Origin of the sequence: Tolypothrix campylonemoides VB511288_2, from assembly GCF_045999855.1 — a bacterium.
In the GTDB taxonomy this organism is placed as follows: Bacteria; Cyanobacteriota; Cyanobacteriia; order Cyanobacteriales; family Nostocaceae; genus Scytonema; species Scytonema bouteillei_A.
Genome location: NZ_JBFPMW010000001.1, coordinates 332,744 through 347,209 on the forward strand (window position 1 = coordinate 332,744; position 14,466 = coordinate 347,209).

The window sequence follows — 14,466 nt, forward strand, 5'->3', positions numbered from 1 at the left end:
TTTGCGCGAGCATAATTTACAAGACTAGGCTTTCCTTGGCAACTTTCTCCTGACGAGTGAAAGGAGGGCGCATTTCCAAACCAAGCAAATCTAACATTTCGCGATCGCTGTCATAACCCGGACAGGGAGTTGTCACTGTTAGCATATGTCCGTCATCGCTGGAAAAGATGGAATTTGCTCCTGCTAGGAAGCACAGTGCTTGTTCAACTTGTGACAGTTTTGCTCTACCGGCACTTAACCGAACGTCAGAAGTTGGCATAACAATTCGGGCTGTGGCGATCGTCCGCAGAATATCCCAAATGGGAACATCTGATTGGTTTTCTAAAGGTGTCCCTTCAACCTTGGAAAGAATATTCACTGGTACGGATTCTGGGTGAGGATGTAGGGTTGCTAGAGTGTGTAGCATGGATATTCGATCCCCTGCAGTTTCACCCAGACCGAGTATACCTCCAGAGCATACTGTAACGTTTGTCTGACGAACATTATTAATTGTGTTGAGGCGATCGTCGTATGTTCTGGTGGTAATAATAGTACTGTAGTAATCGCGAGAAGTATCTAAGTTATGGTTATAGGCGTAAAGCCCTGCTTCTTCGAGGCGCTTGGCTTGTGTTTCTGTAAGCATACCTAAAGTGCAGCAGACTTCTACGCCTAAAGCCGTAACTTCCTTAACCATATCCAGCACTTGCTCGAATTGAGAATTGTCGCGCACCTCTCGCCAAGCAGCGCCCATACACACCCGACTCGCCCCGTTTAGGCGTGCTTGTCGTGCAATTCCCACCACTGTTTCCTTTTCTAAGAGTGCTTGTGGCTTGACTTCTGTTTTGTAGTGCGAGGACTGAGCGCAGTAACCACAATCTTCCGGACAACCCCCTGTTTTGATTGATATCAGTTTACAAACTTGTATCTTTTTGGGATCGTGGTATTGACGGTGTGTACTAGCTGCTTGATAGATAAGCTCTAGCAATGGAGTACTATATATTGCTTGTATCTCTGATTCTTGCCAATCGTATCTTATTGCTACTGACATCACTTTAATGTTCTTAATATCAGAGTTTTGTGTTTAATGCATTCCCCTGATTGTACAGGTTCTATTAATAGTTCGCTACGGAAAATCTAAAGATATCATTGAGTTGTATGGCAATCCTATTTGATTTTTGAAATATATCTAGGGGAGGGAACATCCCAATGAGTGAAAAAACACGCTTGCGATTGAAATCGCAGCTATACAATTTAAGTCCACGTAGGTGGACTTAAATTGTATAGCCCCAGAATTCTATTCTGAGGGTAATGTGCATTCATTGGGATGCTCCCCTAGGGGAGCGTACTTCGCCTGCGGGTTTCCCGCATCAGAGAGGAGCGCTTGCCGAACAGTACTTAAAATTTCGATCGGTGATTTTCCCGAAAAGTGAAATGACTGACTTTTTTGAGATGTCCGGAATCTGGATAACAGCAATTTTTACCTATTAAATAGGATTTTTATATGATGCCTGTCTTCTTGGAAAGATAAAAAACTTAAATTTAGTTGTCAATACTACAGAAAAATTAGAAAATGTTGTCATTCTAGTTATTGATAGCGATAAAAATGGAACTGCCACTTATTACAACCGAGCGTCTTTTGCTAAGGTTAGCGACTAAAGAAGATATTTCGGCAATTCTAAAATTTTATACAGATAACAAAACTTTTTTAACTCCTTACTCTCCGGCTTGGGCTGAAGGGTTCTTTACTGAGGATTATTGGTCTTGGAGGATAGACAGCGATCGCAAAGAATTTCTAAATGACATATCTTTAAGACTATTTATTTTTTTGCAAAACGATCCAAAAACAATTATTGGACTGATTAACTTTAGTAACTTCACAAGACGAGCCGCCCAGTATTGTAATGTTGGATACGGGCTTGCAGAAACCGAACAAGGAAAGGGTTATATGGTAGAAGCACTGCAAGCAGCCATTCAATATGTATTTCAAGAATTAAATATGCACCGTGTTATGGCTAACTATATGCCTCACAATCGCCGTAGCGGTAATGTCTTGAAAAAGCTGGGATTTGTCATAGAAGGCTATGCCAGAGATTATTTGCTCATTCATGAAAAATGGGAAGATCACATTCTTACCAGCATTACCAACTATAATTGGCGTTTAAAGAATTAGTCTTTGAATCTCTACGAAATCCTGTAGGAAACTTTCTCAATGAGTTACAAATATACAAACCGCCTATCTGTATTTTTTACGTCTTTTGTTCTAATTACCGTCTTATCGGGAATACCGTCTGCAGCACTAGCCAGACCGCTTCCTTCATATATACTCGTTCCACTGACGATACAAGCTTTAGGATACGCCTTACCACGTATTGAAAAAAGACTAACTCCGCAACAGCGTCAAAAAATACAAGCCCTCAAAGAAGAAGCATACCAAGAGGTGGAAGCTGTGTTTACCCAAGTTCAACAAAGCAAAATGGTTCAAGGTTTGCGATCGCGTCAGAATTTCACTCAACTGATGCAATCGGTAAAACTAACACCTACACAAAGAGCGCGTATACAAACAATAGTTCAAGCTTCTCGACGAAAAATCAACGCTATCCTCTCTGAAGATTCATCACCCACCAACCGAAATTCGAGAAATTGATATTGACTGCATTTCAATCCCCAGTTTTTAAGAAGTTGGGGATCTAACTTTTGCTGAAGGCTGACGAGAAGATAGTATTAAAGAAGAAGTTTTTCAGTTCAATTTTTTTAATCTATCGCCCCAGACTGGCTACATTTTACACCAAATCGCACACAAGTCTAATGGCTCTAGCTGAAACAGCAAACAATAAGATTTCTGGCAATCCCTTCCTCAACCTCAACTACGAAAGCGCTCTCGAAGCTTTAGGTAATGATTATTACGATGAAGTCGCCGCAGCAGAATTTCCCCAACACATATTACGTTGGCGTAACAATTCACTCCTGAGCCGCTTGGGGCTAAATCCTGAGTATGTGACAGACGATCACTTTATCACAGCCTTTGGCAAATTTGAAGGAAGAACACCACTGTTAGCACTTCGTTACCACGGCTATCAATTTGGCGAATACAACCCTTTTTTGGGTGACGGTAGAGGATTTCTCTACGGACAAGTCCGTGGAACTGATGGTGTATTATACGATTTTGGTACCAAAGGTTCTGGTAAAACTCCATACTCTCGTGGTGGAGATGGAATGCTGACTCTCAAAGGCGGAGTACGGGAAGTTCTAGCAGCAGAAGCATTGCATCACATGGGTGTACGGACGTCGCGATGTTTGAGTATGATTGAAACAGGGTTATCCCTGTGGCGCGGTGATGAACCCTCTCCTACGCGTTCCTCAGTTATAGTCAGGATGAATCGCTCGCACATCCGATTTGGTACGTTTGAACGACTTCATTATATTCGGCGTCCCGATTTAGCCCAGAAACTATTAGATCACGTCATCGAGCAGTATTATCGACATTTAGTAGATGAAAAAGAAAAATATGCATTGTTTTATACAGAGTTAGTCAAAAGAACAGCAGAACTCGTAGGACAGTGGATGGCTGCTGGTTTTTGTCACGCAGTGTTAAATACTGACAATATGTCAATTACGGGGGAAAGTTTTGATTACGGTCCCTATGCTTTTATTACCAGCTATCAACCCAATTTTACGGCTGCTTATTTCGACTACTATGGACGCTACTGCTACAGCCATCAACCAGGTATTTGTAAATGGAATTTAGAAACACTCCAAGAATCTTTAAAAGCTATTATCGAACCATCTGATATGGAAGCTGGTTTGGCAAGTTTTGACGAGCATTATCATCATGAATACCGCTCTTTAATGTTGAAAAAGCTGGGTTTTGAGAAAATCGAGCATCCAGAAGCGTTGGAACTTTTTAAGTTAACAATTCAATTTTTGCAGGAGAGCAAAGTTGAATATCATAAGTTTTTTTATGAGATGGCTCGCACGTTTTCGTCTACATGGCGCGACGATCCCAGTTTGATTATGGTAGATTCAGGTATTGTACCGATATCAGGCACGTCACAACTCTTTGATAGTTGGTGTATTTTATACCATAAGTTACTGAACAATTTTGATAGAGAACAAATCAATGAGATCGCGCAAACTTTAATTCGTTACAATCCCCAAACCGCGATCTTGAGACCAGTTATTGAATCAATCTGGGAACCAATTGTTCAAGAAGATAATTGGCAACCTTTTTACGAGCTTCTAACTCGCATACAGTCTGGGAAGTAAGTGGTTGGTGGTCGGTAATTGAGTATTATTTAATACTGTTTACTGATAACCATCCCTTACGATCCCAGCTTGAAGGCTTCGAGAAACAGGCTGTAGATCAGACCAATTTTAAGAATGTTCAGCGCTTCTACCCATAAAGCTCTTCGCTCTTGGACGGTACGACCATAGAATATCCTGCTACCGACTTCTGTCAGCATCACTAAAAAAGCAGCAATTACGATATCCCATTCGGCTGTTTGTCCGGCTGTCGTAGAAATTGCGCTACCCAAGAAAAAACCGAACAACCAGCTGATTATCAATATTGACCAGCGTCGCCAAGGGTTGAAAAACCAAACTCTCAAGCGATCGCTGATAGTACTCAATAGGTTGTTAAGACGCGTGTTTTGCATTACTAACGCTTATAATTATCTGGAAATTATAATATATTGTTATATAAGGGTATGCAGCACGGCATAGGCTTGCTTAAATAGTATTAAGGGCTTCTAGTTGGCTTTCAGCGAACACGAATATCTATACATTTATTCATTTTGAGAAGCAACAAAATTGTTAGTTGCCCTCATAATGGTTTTTATGATACTTTTCATACCTGAATTCCAACAGAAGCTCGTGCGATACGGCTGTATAGCCGTCAAGTTTCGCTTGTCGCACTTGTTGATATTTCAGCAAACACAAAGTACTTATTAGTTAAATATATTACCATGAAACCGTCAGTGTACTTTCACGCTGTTCTGGTGGCATCTTCATTGGGAATGCTCTTGCTACCATTAGGATGTCAAAAGTTGGGTGTATCTTTCGAGCGAACAGGGCTAGGAAGTTCTTCAACCTCAACAGAGCGGGCATTCGACCTGCAAAGTACTGTGCCTATTTCTACCTCATCCAGTTCAGTACCCAACTCAACAACCAATATAAGTAAAGAAGTTAGTCCTACCAATATCACAACAGATACTGGTAACAGTCGAGCATCCGGTTTTGGGAGCTTGCGGATGAGCAACCAAACCAATCAACCAGTACGCCTTGCCTTACTTTCACGGAATTCCCTCATTAAGGGAAAAGGAAATTCCGCAAAAACAGCTCATGATGCTGTTCCAGCACATTGGGATTTTGCTCCTCAAGAAGGTAGTGAAAAAGGGCTAATTCTAGCCCTACCTAACGGGGATCTCAAACTGGAAAAAGGCGACATTTTAGTCGCTTTTGCACAAGATGGTTCTCGTCGCTATTGGGGACCCTACGTTGTGGGAGAAACTTTCTCTCCCAGTTGGAATGCCCAAAGCAAAGAATGGCAACTAGTTTTGATGAATACTGAAATAACCGATAATCAGTAAACAGTAACTGATATTTAATTGGTGACTGGTTGCACGCGAGTCACCAGTTGAATATTGGTCACTGACAATTTTAGGTTGACTCGTTCGCTATTCTCCCTTGAGCCCTTACCTCCTTGTCCATTAGGAATTAGTTCAGGAACCAAGCAGTAGAGCTAAAGTCTTCTTGATGAAGGAGCATTGAGACTATTGACTCTAGACTAGTAACTAATGACCAATGACCTTTTGATCGATGACTAATTTATGGTGGAGTCGTGTAGAGAAGCGTCCAGCCCTTGCTGTGACTTTATCAGTTTTATGGGTAATTTTAATAGGTGGGATTGCCTTTCTTTGGCATTTAGGCAGTATTGGCTTAATTGATGAGACAGAGCCTCTGTTTGCCGAAGCATCTCGCCAAATGTTTGTCACGGGTGATTGGATCACACCGTTTTTTAATGCTGAAACTCGATTTGATAAGCCTGCTCTAATTTACTGGTGTCAAGCGATCGCGTTTTCAATTTTGGGTGTGAATGAATGGGCTGTGCGTTTACCTTCAGCACTTGCTGCCATAGGGTTGATAGGTTTGGCATTTTACACTATACAGCGGTATTTTGCAAGAAAAGACGAGTTAGAGCAAAGGTACCGTCCTGCCTTGCGATGGATAACAGCAGGGTTTGGAACAGCTGTGATGGCACTCAATCCAGAAATGATTGTTTGGGGTCGGACAGGTGTTTCAGATATGCTGCTGACAGGTTGTATGGCATCAGCATTACTGTGCTTTTTTTTGGGATATGCTCATCCCTCAAAATCTAACGTGCAAGCACGTTGGTATATAGCTTTTTACGTATTGATTGCTGCTGCAATTTTAACAAAAGGACCTGTAGGAATTGTTTTGCCTGGGCTCATCATTGGTATATTTTTGCTTTACCTAGGTAATATTACACAAGTCTTACAAGAAATGCGTCCGTTAACAGGTTTGCTTATTGTTATTTGTTTATCATTACCTTGGTATGTGCTGGTTATCTGGCGCAATGGTTGGGATTATATTAACTCCTTTTTTGGATATCACAATGTCGAACGTTTTACAACTGTCGTCAATCGTCACTCGGCTCCCTGGTATTTTTATTTTGTAGTTGTGCTACTTGGCTTTGCACCGTATTCGGTGTACTTACCCTTAGCAATGGGACGGTTAAAGTTTTGGCAGCGAAAATACTGGCGCTCCCAAGAACGCTCCCAACAACTGGGTTTATTTGCCTTTTGTTGGTTTGTTGGAATCTTTGGTTTTTTCACCATTGCTGTCACAAAACTTCCCAGTTATGTGTTACCCCTAATGCCAGCCGCCGCTATTTTAATGGCGTTACTTTGGGGTGATTTATTAGACAGGGGAGACAAGGGAGATAAAGCAGACGTAGCAATTTCTTCCTTGTCTACCCCTTCTTCCTTGTCCCTCCCTCGCTTCCAGTGGATTGGCTGGGTAAATGTCGTCTTTTTATCAGCGATAGCAGTAACGATGTTTTACTTACCCCAAATAATAGGTAGCGATCCTGCTGCACCCGACTTTCGTAACTCGCTAGAGCGATCGGGTTTAACCATTTTGGGAGGAGTCATTTGGATTGTAAGTGCTATAGCAATTGCTGTTTCCCTGATGCGCCGTCGTTATAAGATTGTGCTCATTATCAATATCGTGGGATTTGCAGCATTCCTGACGATCGTCCTAACACCCGCCTTATTTTTAATGGATCGGGAACGCCAGCTACCTTTAAGAGAATTATCTGAAATCGTAGTCCAAACACAAAAACCTGGTGAAGAATTGGTTATGGTTGGTTTTAAAAAGCCAACCGTAGTTTTTTATACTCGCCGTACTGTTACGTATAAAAAGATAAGTGTGGATGCAGCACAGTATCTTCAAGACAAAGCAGCAAAGAAGCCATCACCTTCTTCAGTATTGGTTCTTGCTCAACCGAAAAAGTTTCCCGAAATGGGATTCAAGCCTACCGACTATGAAAATTTAGGGACTCATGGAGCTTATCAACTTGTTCGGTTTGTTTTTAAATAATTAATTGCTAATGGCTAATTGCTAATTGCTATAGCAGTCCTAAATGATTTACGAACATCTCTTCCTTGTCTTCTTTGTCTTCCTTGTTTAGATCTCAAATAGGATTGCTAATAATTGCTAATTGTTGATTGCGCCATTAGCCATTAGCCATTTAAAGTTTGATTGATCTTGTTTAATAATTCTTCCATTGATATAGATCGGGGTAAGATTTGGCAAGTTACTGAGTCTAAAACAGTCTGTACTGAATCAGGCTGATTATCGGTTCTCTCTTGAACAACGGTAGATTGATTGTTTTCCAAGTTCATAGAATTTAATCGTTGGTCAAGTACCAACACTGGTGGCAAATCAAAAGGTAATTGTCCCAAAGCTTTCAGTGCTAAGTGAACTTCTTTTGTAAGAGTAGACTCTCCCAAACAAATCAGGAGTAAATCAACACTTTGGTGACGAATTTGCTGTAGTAGTTCTGCCCAAGAACGACTCATTGATGCTTTAAAGCCTGCTGTTTGCAAGTACTGAATCAGTGCTTGGAACCACTCAGAACCGCGCCAGATAGTTAAAGGTTGTAATCCTTGGATCGGGCAAGAGTTATTATCTCCAAACATACTACTTAAGGCAGTTGCCTTTTCTATCTGGTGGTTTCTTTTGTGAGGTCTTGTTTCTGGTAAATCTGGGAGTATTGCTAAATCCAGTACTAAGATGCTGGGCGGACAGCAGACTCCAGATGCAATTTGCAGGACAGATAGTAAAGTGTCTGTTTTTTGGCTTGCATTTTTCTTTTCTGTACCTAACGGTGTTAGACATGGGAATACAGAAAGTCCAGCTATTTGAGAAGCCGTTTGCGTTGTTGCTACATTGCAAGTGACAAGGGGTAGAGCTGCTAACTGAGGGTGGAGATTGAGTTGTTGCAGCAGGTTCTCCGCTTCTGGCATCTCTACATCCAGTAAAATAACGTCAAATTGCCAAACTCGAGAAAGAAGTTCTGCTTGATCTATGTTGTCTACTTCCAGAACCCGGTGTTCTTGTAAAAATGGGTGCGCGTTGAGAGGTTGGCGATCGAGATTGACTAGCCTTAAAATTCGCAAGGGCGTTTTATCTTTTAGGAGTTGGGCTTCATCAGGTTTTTGCTTCTTTTCTTCTGGTGCAATACACAAACTTTCGATCAGTGGTGCCAAAACCTGATGTTGTACTGGTAAGCTTAAAAAACCATCGGCTCGGTTGGCGAATGCTTGCTCTTTTTCTGCTCCTGTTGCTGTGACGACAACAGGGATATGACGACTGACTTCATCGGATTTCAGTAAGGTGAGTACATCCCATCCTGACAGTAATGGAACTAAAGGATTGAGGAAGATAGCTTTAGGTTGTAAGCGACGAGCTTTTTCTACTGCTTCACACCCCGATCGAGCAATCACAACTCGATAGCCCAAACCAGTGAGTTGTTCGGTCAAGTCTTCTATGTACCGGGCTACAGCCTCAACAACCAACACCAAGCTGTTGTTGTAGTGAGTGGGGGAATTGGCGATTCGGGATTGGTGATGGCGAATTTTACCCCCTGAAGGAGTTTCTTTTGTTGTGCGGACTGATGGGATTGGGGAAACGGTGTCATCTTCCCAATTTTCTGTTTTTAATCCTTTCTGTTTTACGCTTCCCAATTCCCACTCTCGAGACCCTACACCTTTTTGTGGCGGACTTGGAGGGAGGAGGAGTGTAAACTGGCTACCTTTGCCTTCACGGGACAAGAAGCTTACCTCACCGCCATGAAGTCGTGCTAGCGCTCTGGTTAAAACTAGCCCCAATCCCGTTCCTTCATATTGACGGGTAAGGGGATTTTCTAGTTGTTGGAATTTTTGAAAGATGAGATGCTGTTGGTGTTCGGGAATGCCAATGCCTGTATCCCAAACTGTAAAGGCAATCCAACCTTCCCAACGAGTTACCCACAACCCGATTTCACCACCTGTTTCTGTAAATTTAAAAGCGTTAGAAAGCAGATGTACCAACATCTGTCGCAAGCGCAACTCGTCTGCCACCATCTCATTTAAACCCGGTTCAATGGAAAGGCTAAATTGGTGTTCTCTTACAGATGTGGTTTGAGATTGAGTACTGATGGGAGTTTTGGTACTTTGGGCATGAATAACTTTTGCTTCGGAAACAGCGCGATCGCATACCGAGCGAATCGTCACGTTGGATAGAGCAAGTTCCATCTGTCCTGTTTCCATGCGGGTGAGATCTAAAATATCATTGACCACACTCATCAGATGACGCCCGCTTTGATGAATCAGCCCTGCATAACGGGCTTGACGTTCGTTCAGTTCTCCCAATTGCCGATCGACTAGTAAACGTGACAACCCTAAAACAGCTGTTAGGGGGGTTTTGAGTTCGTGACTGATACAAGCCAAAAATTCATCTTTTAAACGATTCAGTTGAATGAGATCGGCGTTTTTTGCTGCGAGTTCTTTACAGAGTTGCTGTTGTTCTGTAACATCTGTCGCTAGAACGATCCACAAATCGTTTTCAAGATCCGATCCCTGAGTGTTGAGTGATGTTGCTGATTCCATACCCAAAACTTTTAATTCAGGGCTATCTAAAGGAATTTTGGCAAATTGCCAAACTCTTTCCTGACCGTTTTGCACTTCTACAACACAGGTACAAGTTCCCAATTGTCTGTTTAAGAAGCATCGTGATGCAGATGTTTCTGGTAATGGTTGCTCTGGAAAGGTCGTGGGAGGAGACACTAGTTTTTTGCGGTAAGCTCCTTCGTTAGTGTAAATAGATTGAGTCACAACAGACGAAAGCTTTTCTTCCATTTCTTGGATACTGTTGTCATAGGAATGAGCTTTAACACCTGTTTGGGTTGAATATTTTGATGGAGTTGTTGCCAGAATTGCCTCTACTTGTCTCCTGACCCCTTCTGGATCTTTTAAAGCCCCCAACTGTTGCCACCATGCTGGATTTTGAGTGACAACTTCACCGCTACCTGTTTGTAGCATCAAAGGCCAGGGCAATCGCTCCAGCAATTGTATTAAAGGTTTATCTCTTTGTGGATGGTATTTTATGCGCTTTTGATAAAAAGCGCGGGCTTTTTCAACGCTTGCATCTCGAGCGCTCTTTTTCTTTGGCGTCTCAAATTGGTGTACAACCAACCACTTCAATAGACGTGAGTTATCTACAAGCCCCAAAAATTTGCTATCTGAGTCAATGAGTGCCCAATCCAAATGAGTGTTCGCAGGAATTCTTTGAGAACGCAGAAACCTACCCAATTGCTCCACTTGAAATGAGGCGGGAATTGTTTGTAGTGGGTGAAGTAGCTCTTGGGCTAACATTGAGATTGATTGCTGTAAGTGAGATGACTTGAAGCGATCGCCCTCGGAACCTGCTAGCAGGAATTGTGGTACTAAGCGGGCAGAATAAAGCAATCCCAAAAAGTACTGCTGCTCATCTAACACAGCAATAGCTTGACACTGTTCTTTCTCAAAAACATCCAGTACATCTGCTAGAGTTGCTGTTTCTAAGCAGGTGGGTACGGTTGCGATAAAATCATAAAGAGGGTACTTTAGCATTGACATATAGCGTGGTGGTCATTCTTCTAGGGGAATGTGCGCCTGTTGGCATCATTAGCTAGCTGCCAATTAAGCTTACGTGTTAGCGTTTGAAGCAGTATCCTCTAGAAAGACACTAGCAGATCGATTCTTTCCATAAGTTAACGCCTAATTGGTAAAACCTTTGCTTTCCTAACAAATCTTTTTGTAGGAGTTAAAAACAGTCAACAAAAAGAATAAAGTATAAAGTTTTTAGGTGCGATGGTTAGAACGCTGAGTAATAAGATCGCTTGTCACTTCAGCCTTTACACTTCCCCCATATTGGAGCTTGGTTCAACAACCCAGATATTTTAAGAATTGACAGCAACAGCTAGAACAATTATGGCTCTAAAGATTCGTTTTAGAACCTTTAGGAATTATAATGATTTAGATCGCGATATTCGTTTATTTTCGTTTAACTATCTTATTGTGGAGTGCAACAAAAAAATCTATATTTAGATAGATGCTACTCATCGATAACATAAATCCCAACCAGTTGGGTTTACTTTCTTTTAACGTTGCTGTGTTTGGCTTCTCAGCCAACAAATCATCGTATAAACAAATACGATTTTATCCAAAGGCTATACTTAGGAAAGATAAGGCACTTAAACACCGTGACTTACGTCAGTAACGCCTAAATCTACCAAGTGCCTGTTGAAGCAACTTTCGGGATGGGTCTTAACGATATCAATCAGGTGGCTACTACAACCTCTTAATTAAGAACTAATCTCAAATTTTTATGTAGTTAAATGCCCCAAGTCAGAACTCCACCAGGTTTTTTAACAAATGACAGGAGCCGAACAGCAGGCATTATTGCAACAACTCAAATCAGATTACCGTCAAATTCTTATAGACTACTTTACCATTTCAGACAAAACATTAAACGAAAAAATTGATAAATTTATCAAAGCAGTATTTTATGCTAATATTCCTGTGCCACAAATTATAGAAATTCATATGGAACTTATTGAGGAATTTTCCAAACAGTTAAAATTAGAAGGAAGGAACGATGAGGCATTGCTGGATTACCGCCTGACACTAATTGATATATTGGCTCACCTGTGCGAACTCTATCGTTGTTCAATTCAAAAATAGGTTCAAAAAAGCCCAAGAGAGTAATAGCAGGCCAAGTAGGCAATCCTCTAAATCTTTAGAAATGCATTGCATTTTTCAGTTTCATGTTTACCTAGAGCCTGTATCTCAACATATGAAAAATCTCAGAAAAACATACGTTCTCAAGCTTTATGTAGCGGGAAACACACCAAATTCAGTACGGGCCTTGAAAGTCCTTAAAAACATTCTAGAACAGGAATTTCAAGGTGTTTATGCTTTAAAAGTGATAGACGTGTTAAAAAATCCGCAATTGGCAGAAGAAGATAAAATATTAGCGACTCCCACACTATCCAAAATACTACCGCCACCTGTGCGGAAAATTATTGGAGATTTATCAGATAGAGAAAGAGTACTCATTGGATTGGATTTACTGTATGAAGAATTAACAGAGGAAGAAGAACAGTTGGAAAAATAAACTCACAATGCCAAAGTTCAATGCTACGTCAGTTGTCTAGCTTTAGACTCTGTGCAAAGTAGGAGTATGATAGCTTATAACCAGAAAATATCAACAGAGTACTTTATCAATAAAAGGCAGGGGTACATCCCTATTTGTAATTGTTAACAATGAGTGAAAAAGGGTATACAGAGCCAAGCAGGACACCGTCACTTGGAGGTGTAGAAAAAATTCGGACTATGATAGAGGGCTTCGATGACGTAAGCCACGGTGGTTTGCCAATAGGTAGAACTACTTTGGTAAGCGGTACCTCTGGAACGGGTAAAACTTTATTTTCTCTTCAATTTCTCTATAACGGTATTAGTTATTTTGATGAACCGGGAGTTTTTGTTACTTTTGAAGAATCTCCAAGCGATATTATTAAGAATGCCTGTATTTTTGGTTGGAATTTGCAACGCTTGATCGATGATGGGAAGTTATTTATACTTGATGCTTCTCCCGACCCAGAAGGACAAGATGTGGTGGGAAACTTCGATTTGTCCGCGCTGATTGAGCGCCTGCAATATGCTATTCGTAAGTACAAAGCTAAACGTGTATCTATTGATTCAATAACAGCTGTATTTCAGCAGTATGAAGCTGTAGGAGTCGTGCGACGGGAAATATTTCGCCTTGTAGCACGTCTCAAGCAACTGAGTGTCACTACAATTATCACCACCGAGCGAACTGAGGAATACGGACCGGTTGCTTGTTTTGGAGTGGAAGAATTTGTTTCTGATAATGTGGTGATTGTGCGGAATGTTTTAGAAGGAGAACGCCGCCGACGCACGATTGAAATTCTCAAATTGCGCGGTACAACACATATGAAAGGCGAATATCCTTTTACAATTACCAATGAAGGAGTCAATATATTCCCATTAGGAGCTATGCGCCTAACCCAACGTTCTTCTAATGTGAGAGTTTCTTCTGGAGTTAAAACCCTAGATGCAATGTGTGGAGGTGGTTTCTTTAAGGATTCGATTATTTTAGCAACAGGAGCAACCGGTACAGGAAAGACATTGCTGGTTAGCAAATTTTTACAAAATGGCTGTATCAGTAACGAACGAGCTATCTTGTTCGCCTACGAAGAATCCCGTGCTCAGTTGTCCCGCAATGCCTCTTCATGGGGTATTGAATTTGAAGATTTAGAACGCCAAGGTTTACTAAAAATAATTTGTACTTATCCTGAATCAACGGGTTTAGAAGACCATTTGCAAATTATTAAGTCAGAAATTGCTGAATTTAAACCATCGCGTATTGCCATTGACTCTCTTTCTGCCTTGGCAAGAGGGGTAAGCAATAATGCATTTCGTCAGTTCGTTATTGGTGTTACGGGTTACGCGAAACAAGAAGAAATTACTGGCTTCTTTACCAATACAACTGACCAATTTATGGGTTCTCACTCAATTACCGACTCTCATATTTCTACGATTACTGACACAATTTTGATGTTGCAGTATGTAGAAATTCGTGGAGAAATGTCGCGGGCAATTAACGTATTTAAAATGCGAGGCTCGTGGCACGATAAGGGGATTCGTGAATACAATATTACAGCCGATGGTCCCGAAATTAAGGATTCCTTCCGGAATTACGAACGGATTGTCAGTGGTGCTCCTACCCGCGTTACTATCGATGAGAAGGCAGAACTTTCGCGCATTGTCAAGAGTTTTCAAGATGAGCGGAGTTCTGATTCCTAAAATTTGGCTTCGTTGTATTACGATTCTCAAAGTTAACATCGTGATATATTGTTGTTTT

The 14,466-nt window shown here is 41.3% G+C and carries 11 protein-coding genes; 8 read left to right on the forward strand and 3 right to left on the reverse strand.

Annotated features, from left to right (window positions below; genetic code table 11):
* Positions 1-16: 16 nt before the first annotated feature.
* Complete coding sequence (gene bioB, locus AB0756_RS01410; protein WP_038081039.1) at positions 17-1,027, reverse strand: biotin synthase BioB; 1,011 nt, start codon at positions 1,025-1,027, stop codon at positions 17-19.
* Between the two features lie 549 nt (positions 1,028-1,576).
* Here bioB and AB0756_RS01415 point away from each other — a divergent pair.
* The 3 genes from AB0756_RS01415 (at position 1,577) to AB0756_RS01425 (ending at position 4,242) form a co-directional block, all read left to right on the forward strand.
* Entirely contained in the window at positions 1,577-2,149 is a 573-nt protein-coding gene (locus AB0756_RS01415; RefSeq protein WP_038081063.1) for a GNAT family N-acetyltransferase, read from the forward strand.
* Between the two features lie 39 nt (positions 2,150-2,188).
* Positions 2,189-2,623 carry a hypothetical protein gene (locus AB0756_RS01420; RefSeq protein WP_038081041.1) on the forward strand — a complete coding sequence of 145 codons (435 nt, stop codon included), beginning with the start codon at positions 2,189-2,191 and terminating at the stop codon, positions 2,621-2,623.
* 161 nt (positions 2,624-2,784) lie between these two features.
* The gene (locus AB0756_RS01425; protein WP_050045536.1) at positions 2,785-4,242 is read left to right on the forward strand and encodes a protein adenylyltransferase SelO; all 1,458 of its coding nucleotides are present in this window, start codon (positions 2,785-2,787) and stop codon (positions 4,240-4,242) included.
* 56 nt (positions 4,243-4,298) lie between these two features.
* Here AB0756_RS01425 and AB0756_RS01430 read toward each other — a convergent pair whose 3' ends face one another.
* The gene (locus AB0756_RS01430; RefSeq protein ID WP_038081043.1) at positions 4,299-4,631 is read right to left on the reverse strand and encodes a DUF565 domain-containing protein; all 333 of its coding nucleotides are present in this window, start codon (positions 4,629-4,631) and stop codon (positions 4,299-4,301) included.
* A 309-nt stretch (positions 4,632-4,940) separates the two neighbouring features.
* Between AB0756_RS01430 and AB0756_RS01435 the strand changes: the two genes are divergently transcribed.
* Entirely contained in the window at positions 4,941-5,564 is a 624-nt protein-coding gene (locus AB0756_RS01435) for a hypothetical protein (RefSeq protein WP_038081046.1), read from the forward strand.
* A 229-nt stretch (positions 5,565-5,793) separates the two neighbouring features.
* Positions 5,794-7,596: an ArnT family glycosyltransferase gene (locus AB0756_RS01440; RefSeq protein WP_038081048.1), complete on the forward strand. Its 1,803-nt coding sequence runs from the start codon at positions 5,794-5,796 to the stop codon at positions 7,594-7,596.
* A 143-nt stretch (positions 7,597-7,739) separates the two neighbouring features.
* On the opposite strand, the gene AB0756_RS01445 is transcribed toward AB0756_RS01440, so the two are convergent.
* Positions 7,740-11,150, reverse strand: coding sequence for an ATP-binding protein (locus tag AB0756_RS01445; protein ID WP_050045537.1), 3,411 nt, complete (start codon positions 11,148-11,150; stop codon positions 7,740-7,742).
* Positions 11,151-11,954: 804 nt separating this feature from the next.
* On the opposite strand from AB0756_RS01445, the gene AB0756_RS01450 reads away from it, so the two are divergent.
* From AB0756_RS01450 to kaiC, 3 genes are all read left to right on the forward strand, one after another.
* Positions 11,955-12,263, forward strand: a complete 309-nt coding sequence (locus AB0756_RS01450; protein ID WP_038081050.1) for a phosphatase RsbU N-terminal domain-containing protein — start codon at positions 11,955-11,957, stop codon at positions 12,261-12,263.
* Positions 12,264-12,375: 112 nt separating this feature from the next.
* Positions 12,376-12,696, forward strand: coding sequence for a circadian clock protein KaiB (gene kaiB / locus AB0756_RS01455; RefSeq protein ID WP_038081066.1), 321 nt, complete (start codon positions 12,376-12,378; stop codon positions 12,694-12,696).
* 149 nt (positions 12,697-12,845) lie between these two features.
* Entirely contained in the window at positions 12,846-14,408 is a 1,563-nt protein-coding gene (kaiC, locus tag AB0756_RS01460; RefSeq protein ID WP_038081052.1) for a circadian clock protein KaiC, read from the forward strand.
* Positions 14,409-14,466: the final 58 nt, after the last annotated feature.

Excerpts from the sequence above, each read along its gene's own strand:
- bioB (WP_038081039.1), bottom strand. The coding sequence starts at position 1,027 with ATGTCAGTAGCAATAAGATACGATTGGCAAGAATCAGAGATACAAGCA.
- AB0756_RS01420 (WP_038081041.1), top strand. The coding sequence starts at position 2,189 with ATGAGTTACAAATATACAAACCGCCTATCTGTATTTTTTACGTCTTTT.
- AB0756_RS01425 (WP_050045536.1), top strand. The coding sequence starts at position 2,785 with ATGGCTCTAGCTGAAACAGCAAACAATAAGATTTCTGGCAATCCCTTC.
- AB0756_RS01430 (WP_038081043.1), bottom strand. The coding sequence starts at position 4,631 with ATGCAAAACACGCGTCTTAACAACCTATTGAGTACTATCAGCGATCGC.
- AB0756_RS01435 (WP_038081046.1), top strand. The coding sequence starts at position 4,941 with ATGAAACCGTCAGTGTACTTTCACGCTGTTCTGGTGGCATCTTCATTG.
- AB0756_RS01440 (WP_038081048.1), top strand. The coding sequence starts at position 5,794 with ATGACTAATTTATGGTGGAGTCGTGTAGAGAAGCGTCCAGCCCTTGCT.
- AB0756_RS01445 (WP_050045537.1), bottom strand. The coding sequence starts at position 11,150 with ATGCTAAAGTACCCTCTTTATGATTTTATCGCAACCGTACCCACCTGC.
- AB0756_RS01450 (WP_038081050.1), top strand. The coding sequence starts at position 11,955 with ATGACAGGAGCCGAACAGCAGGCATTATTGCAACAACTCAAATCAGAT.
- kaiB (WP_038081066.1), top strand. The coding sequence starts at position 12,376 with ATGAAAAATCTCAGAAAAACATACGTTCTCAAGCTTTATGTAGCGGGA.
- kaiC (WP_038081052.1), top strand. The coding sequence starts at position 12,846 with ATGAGTGAAAAAGGGTATACAGAGCCAAGCAGGACACCGTCACTTGGA.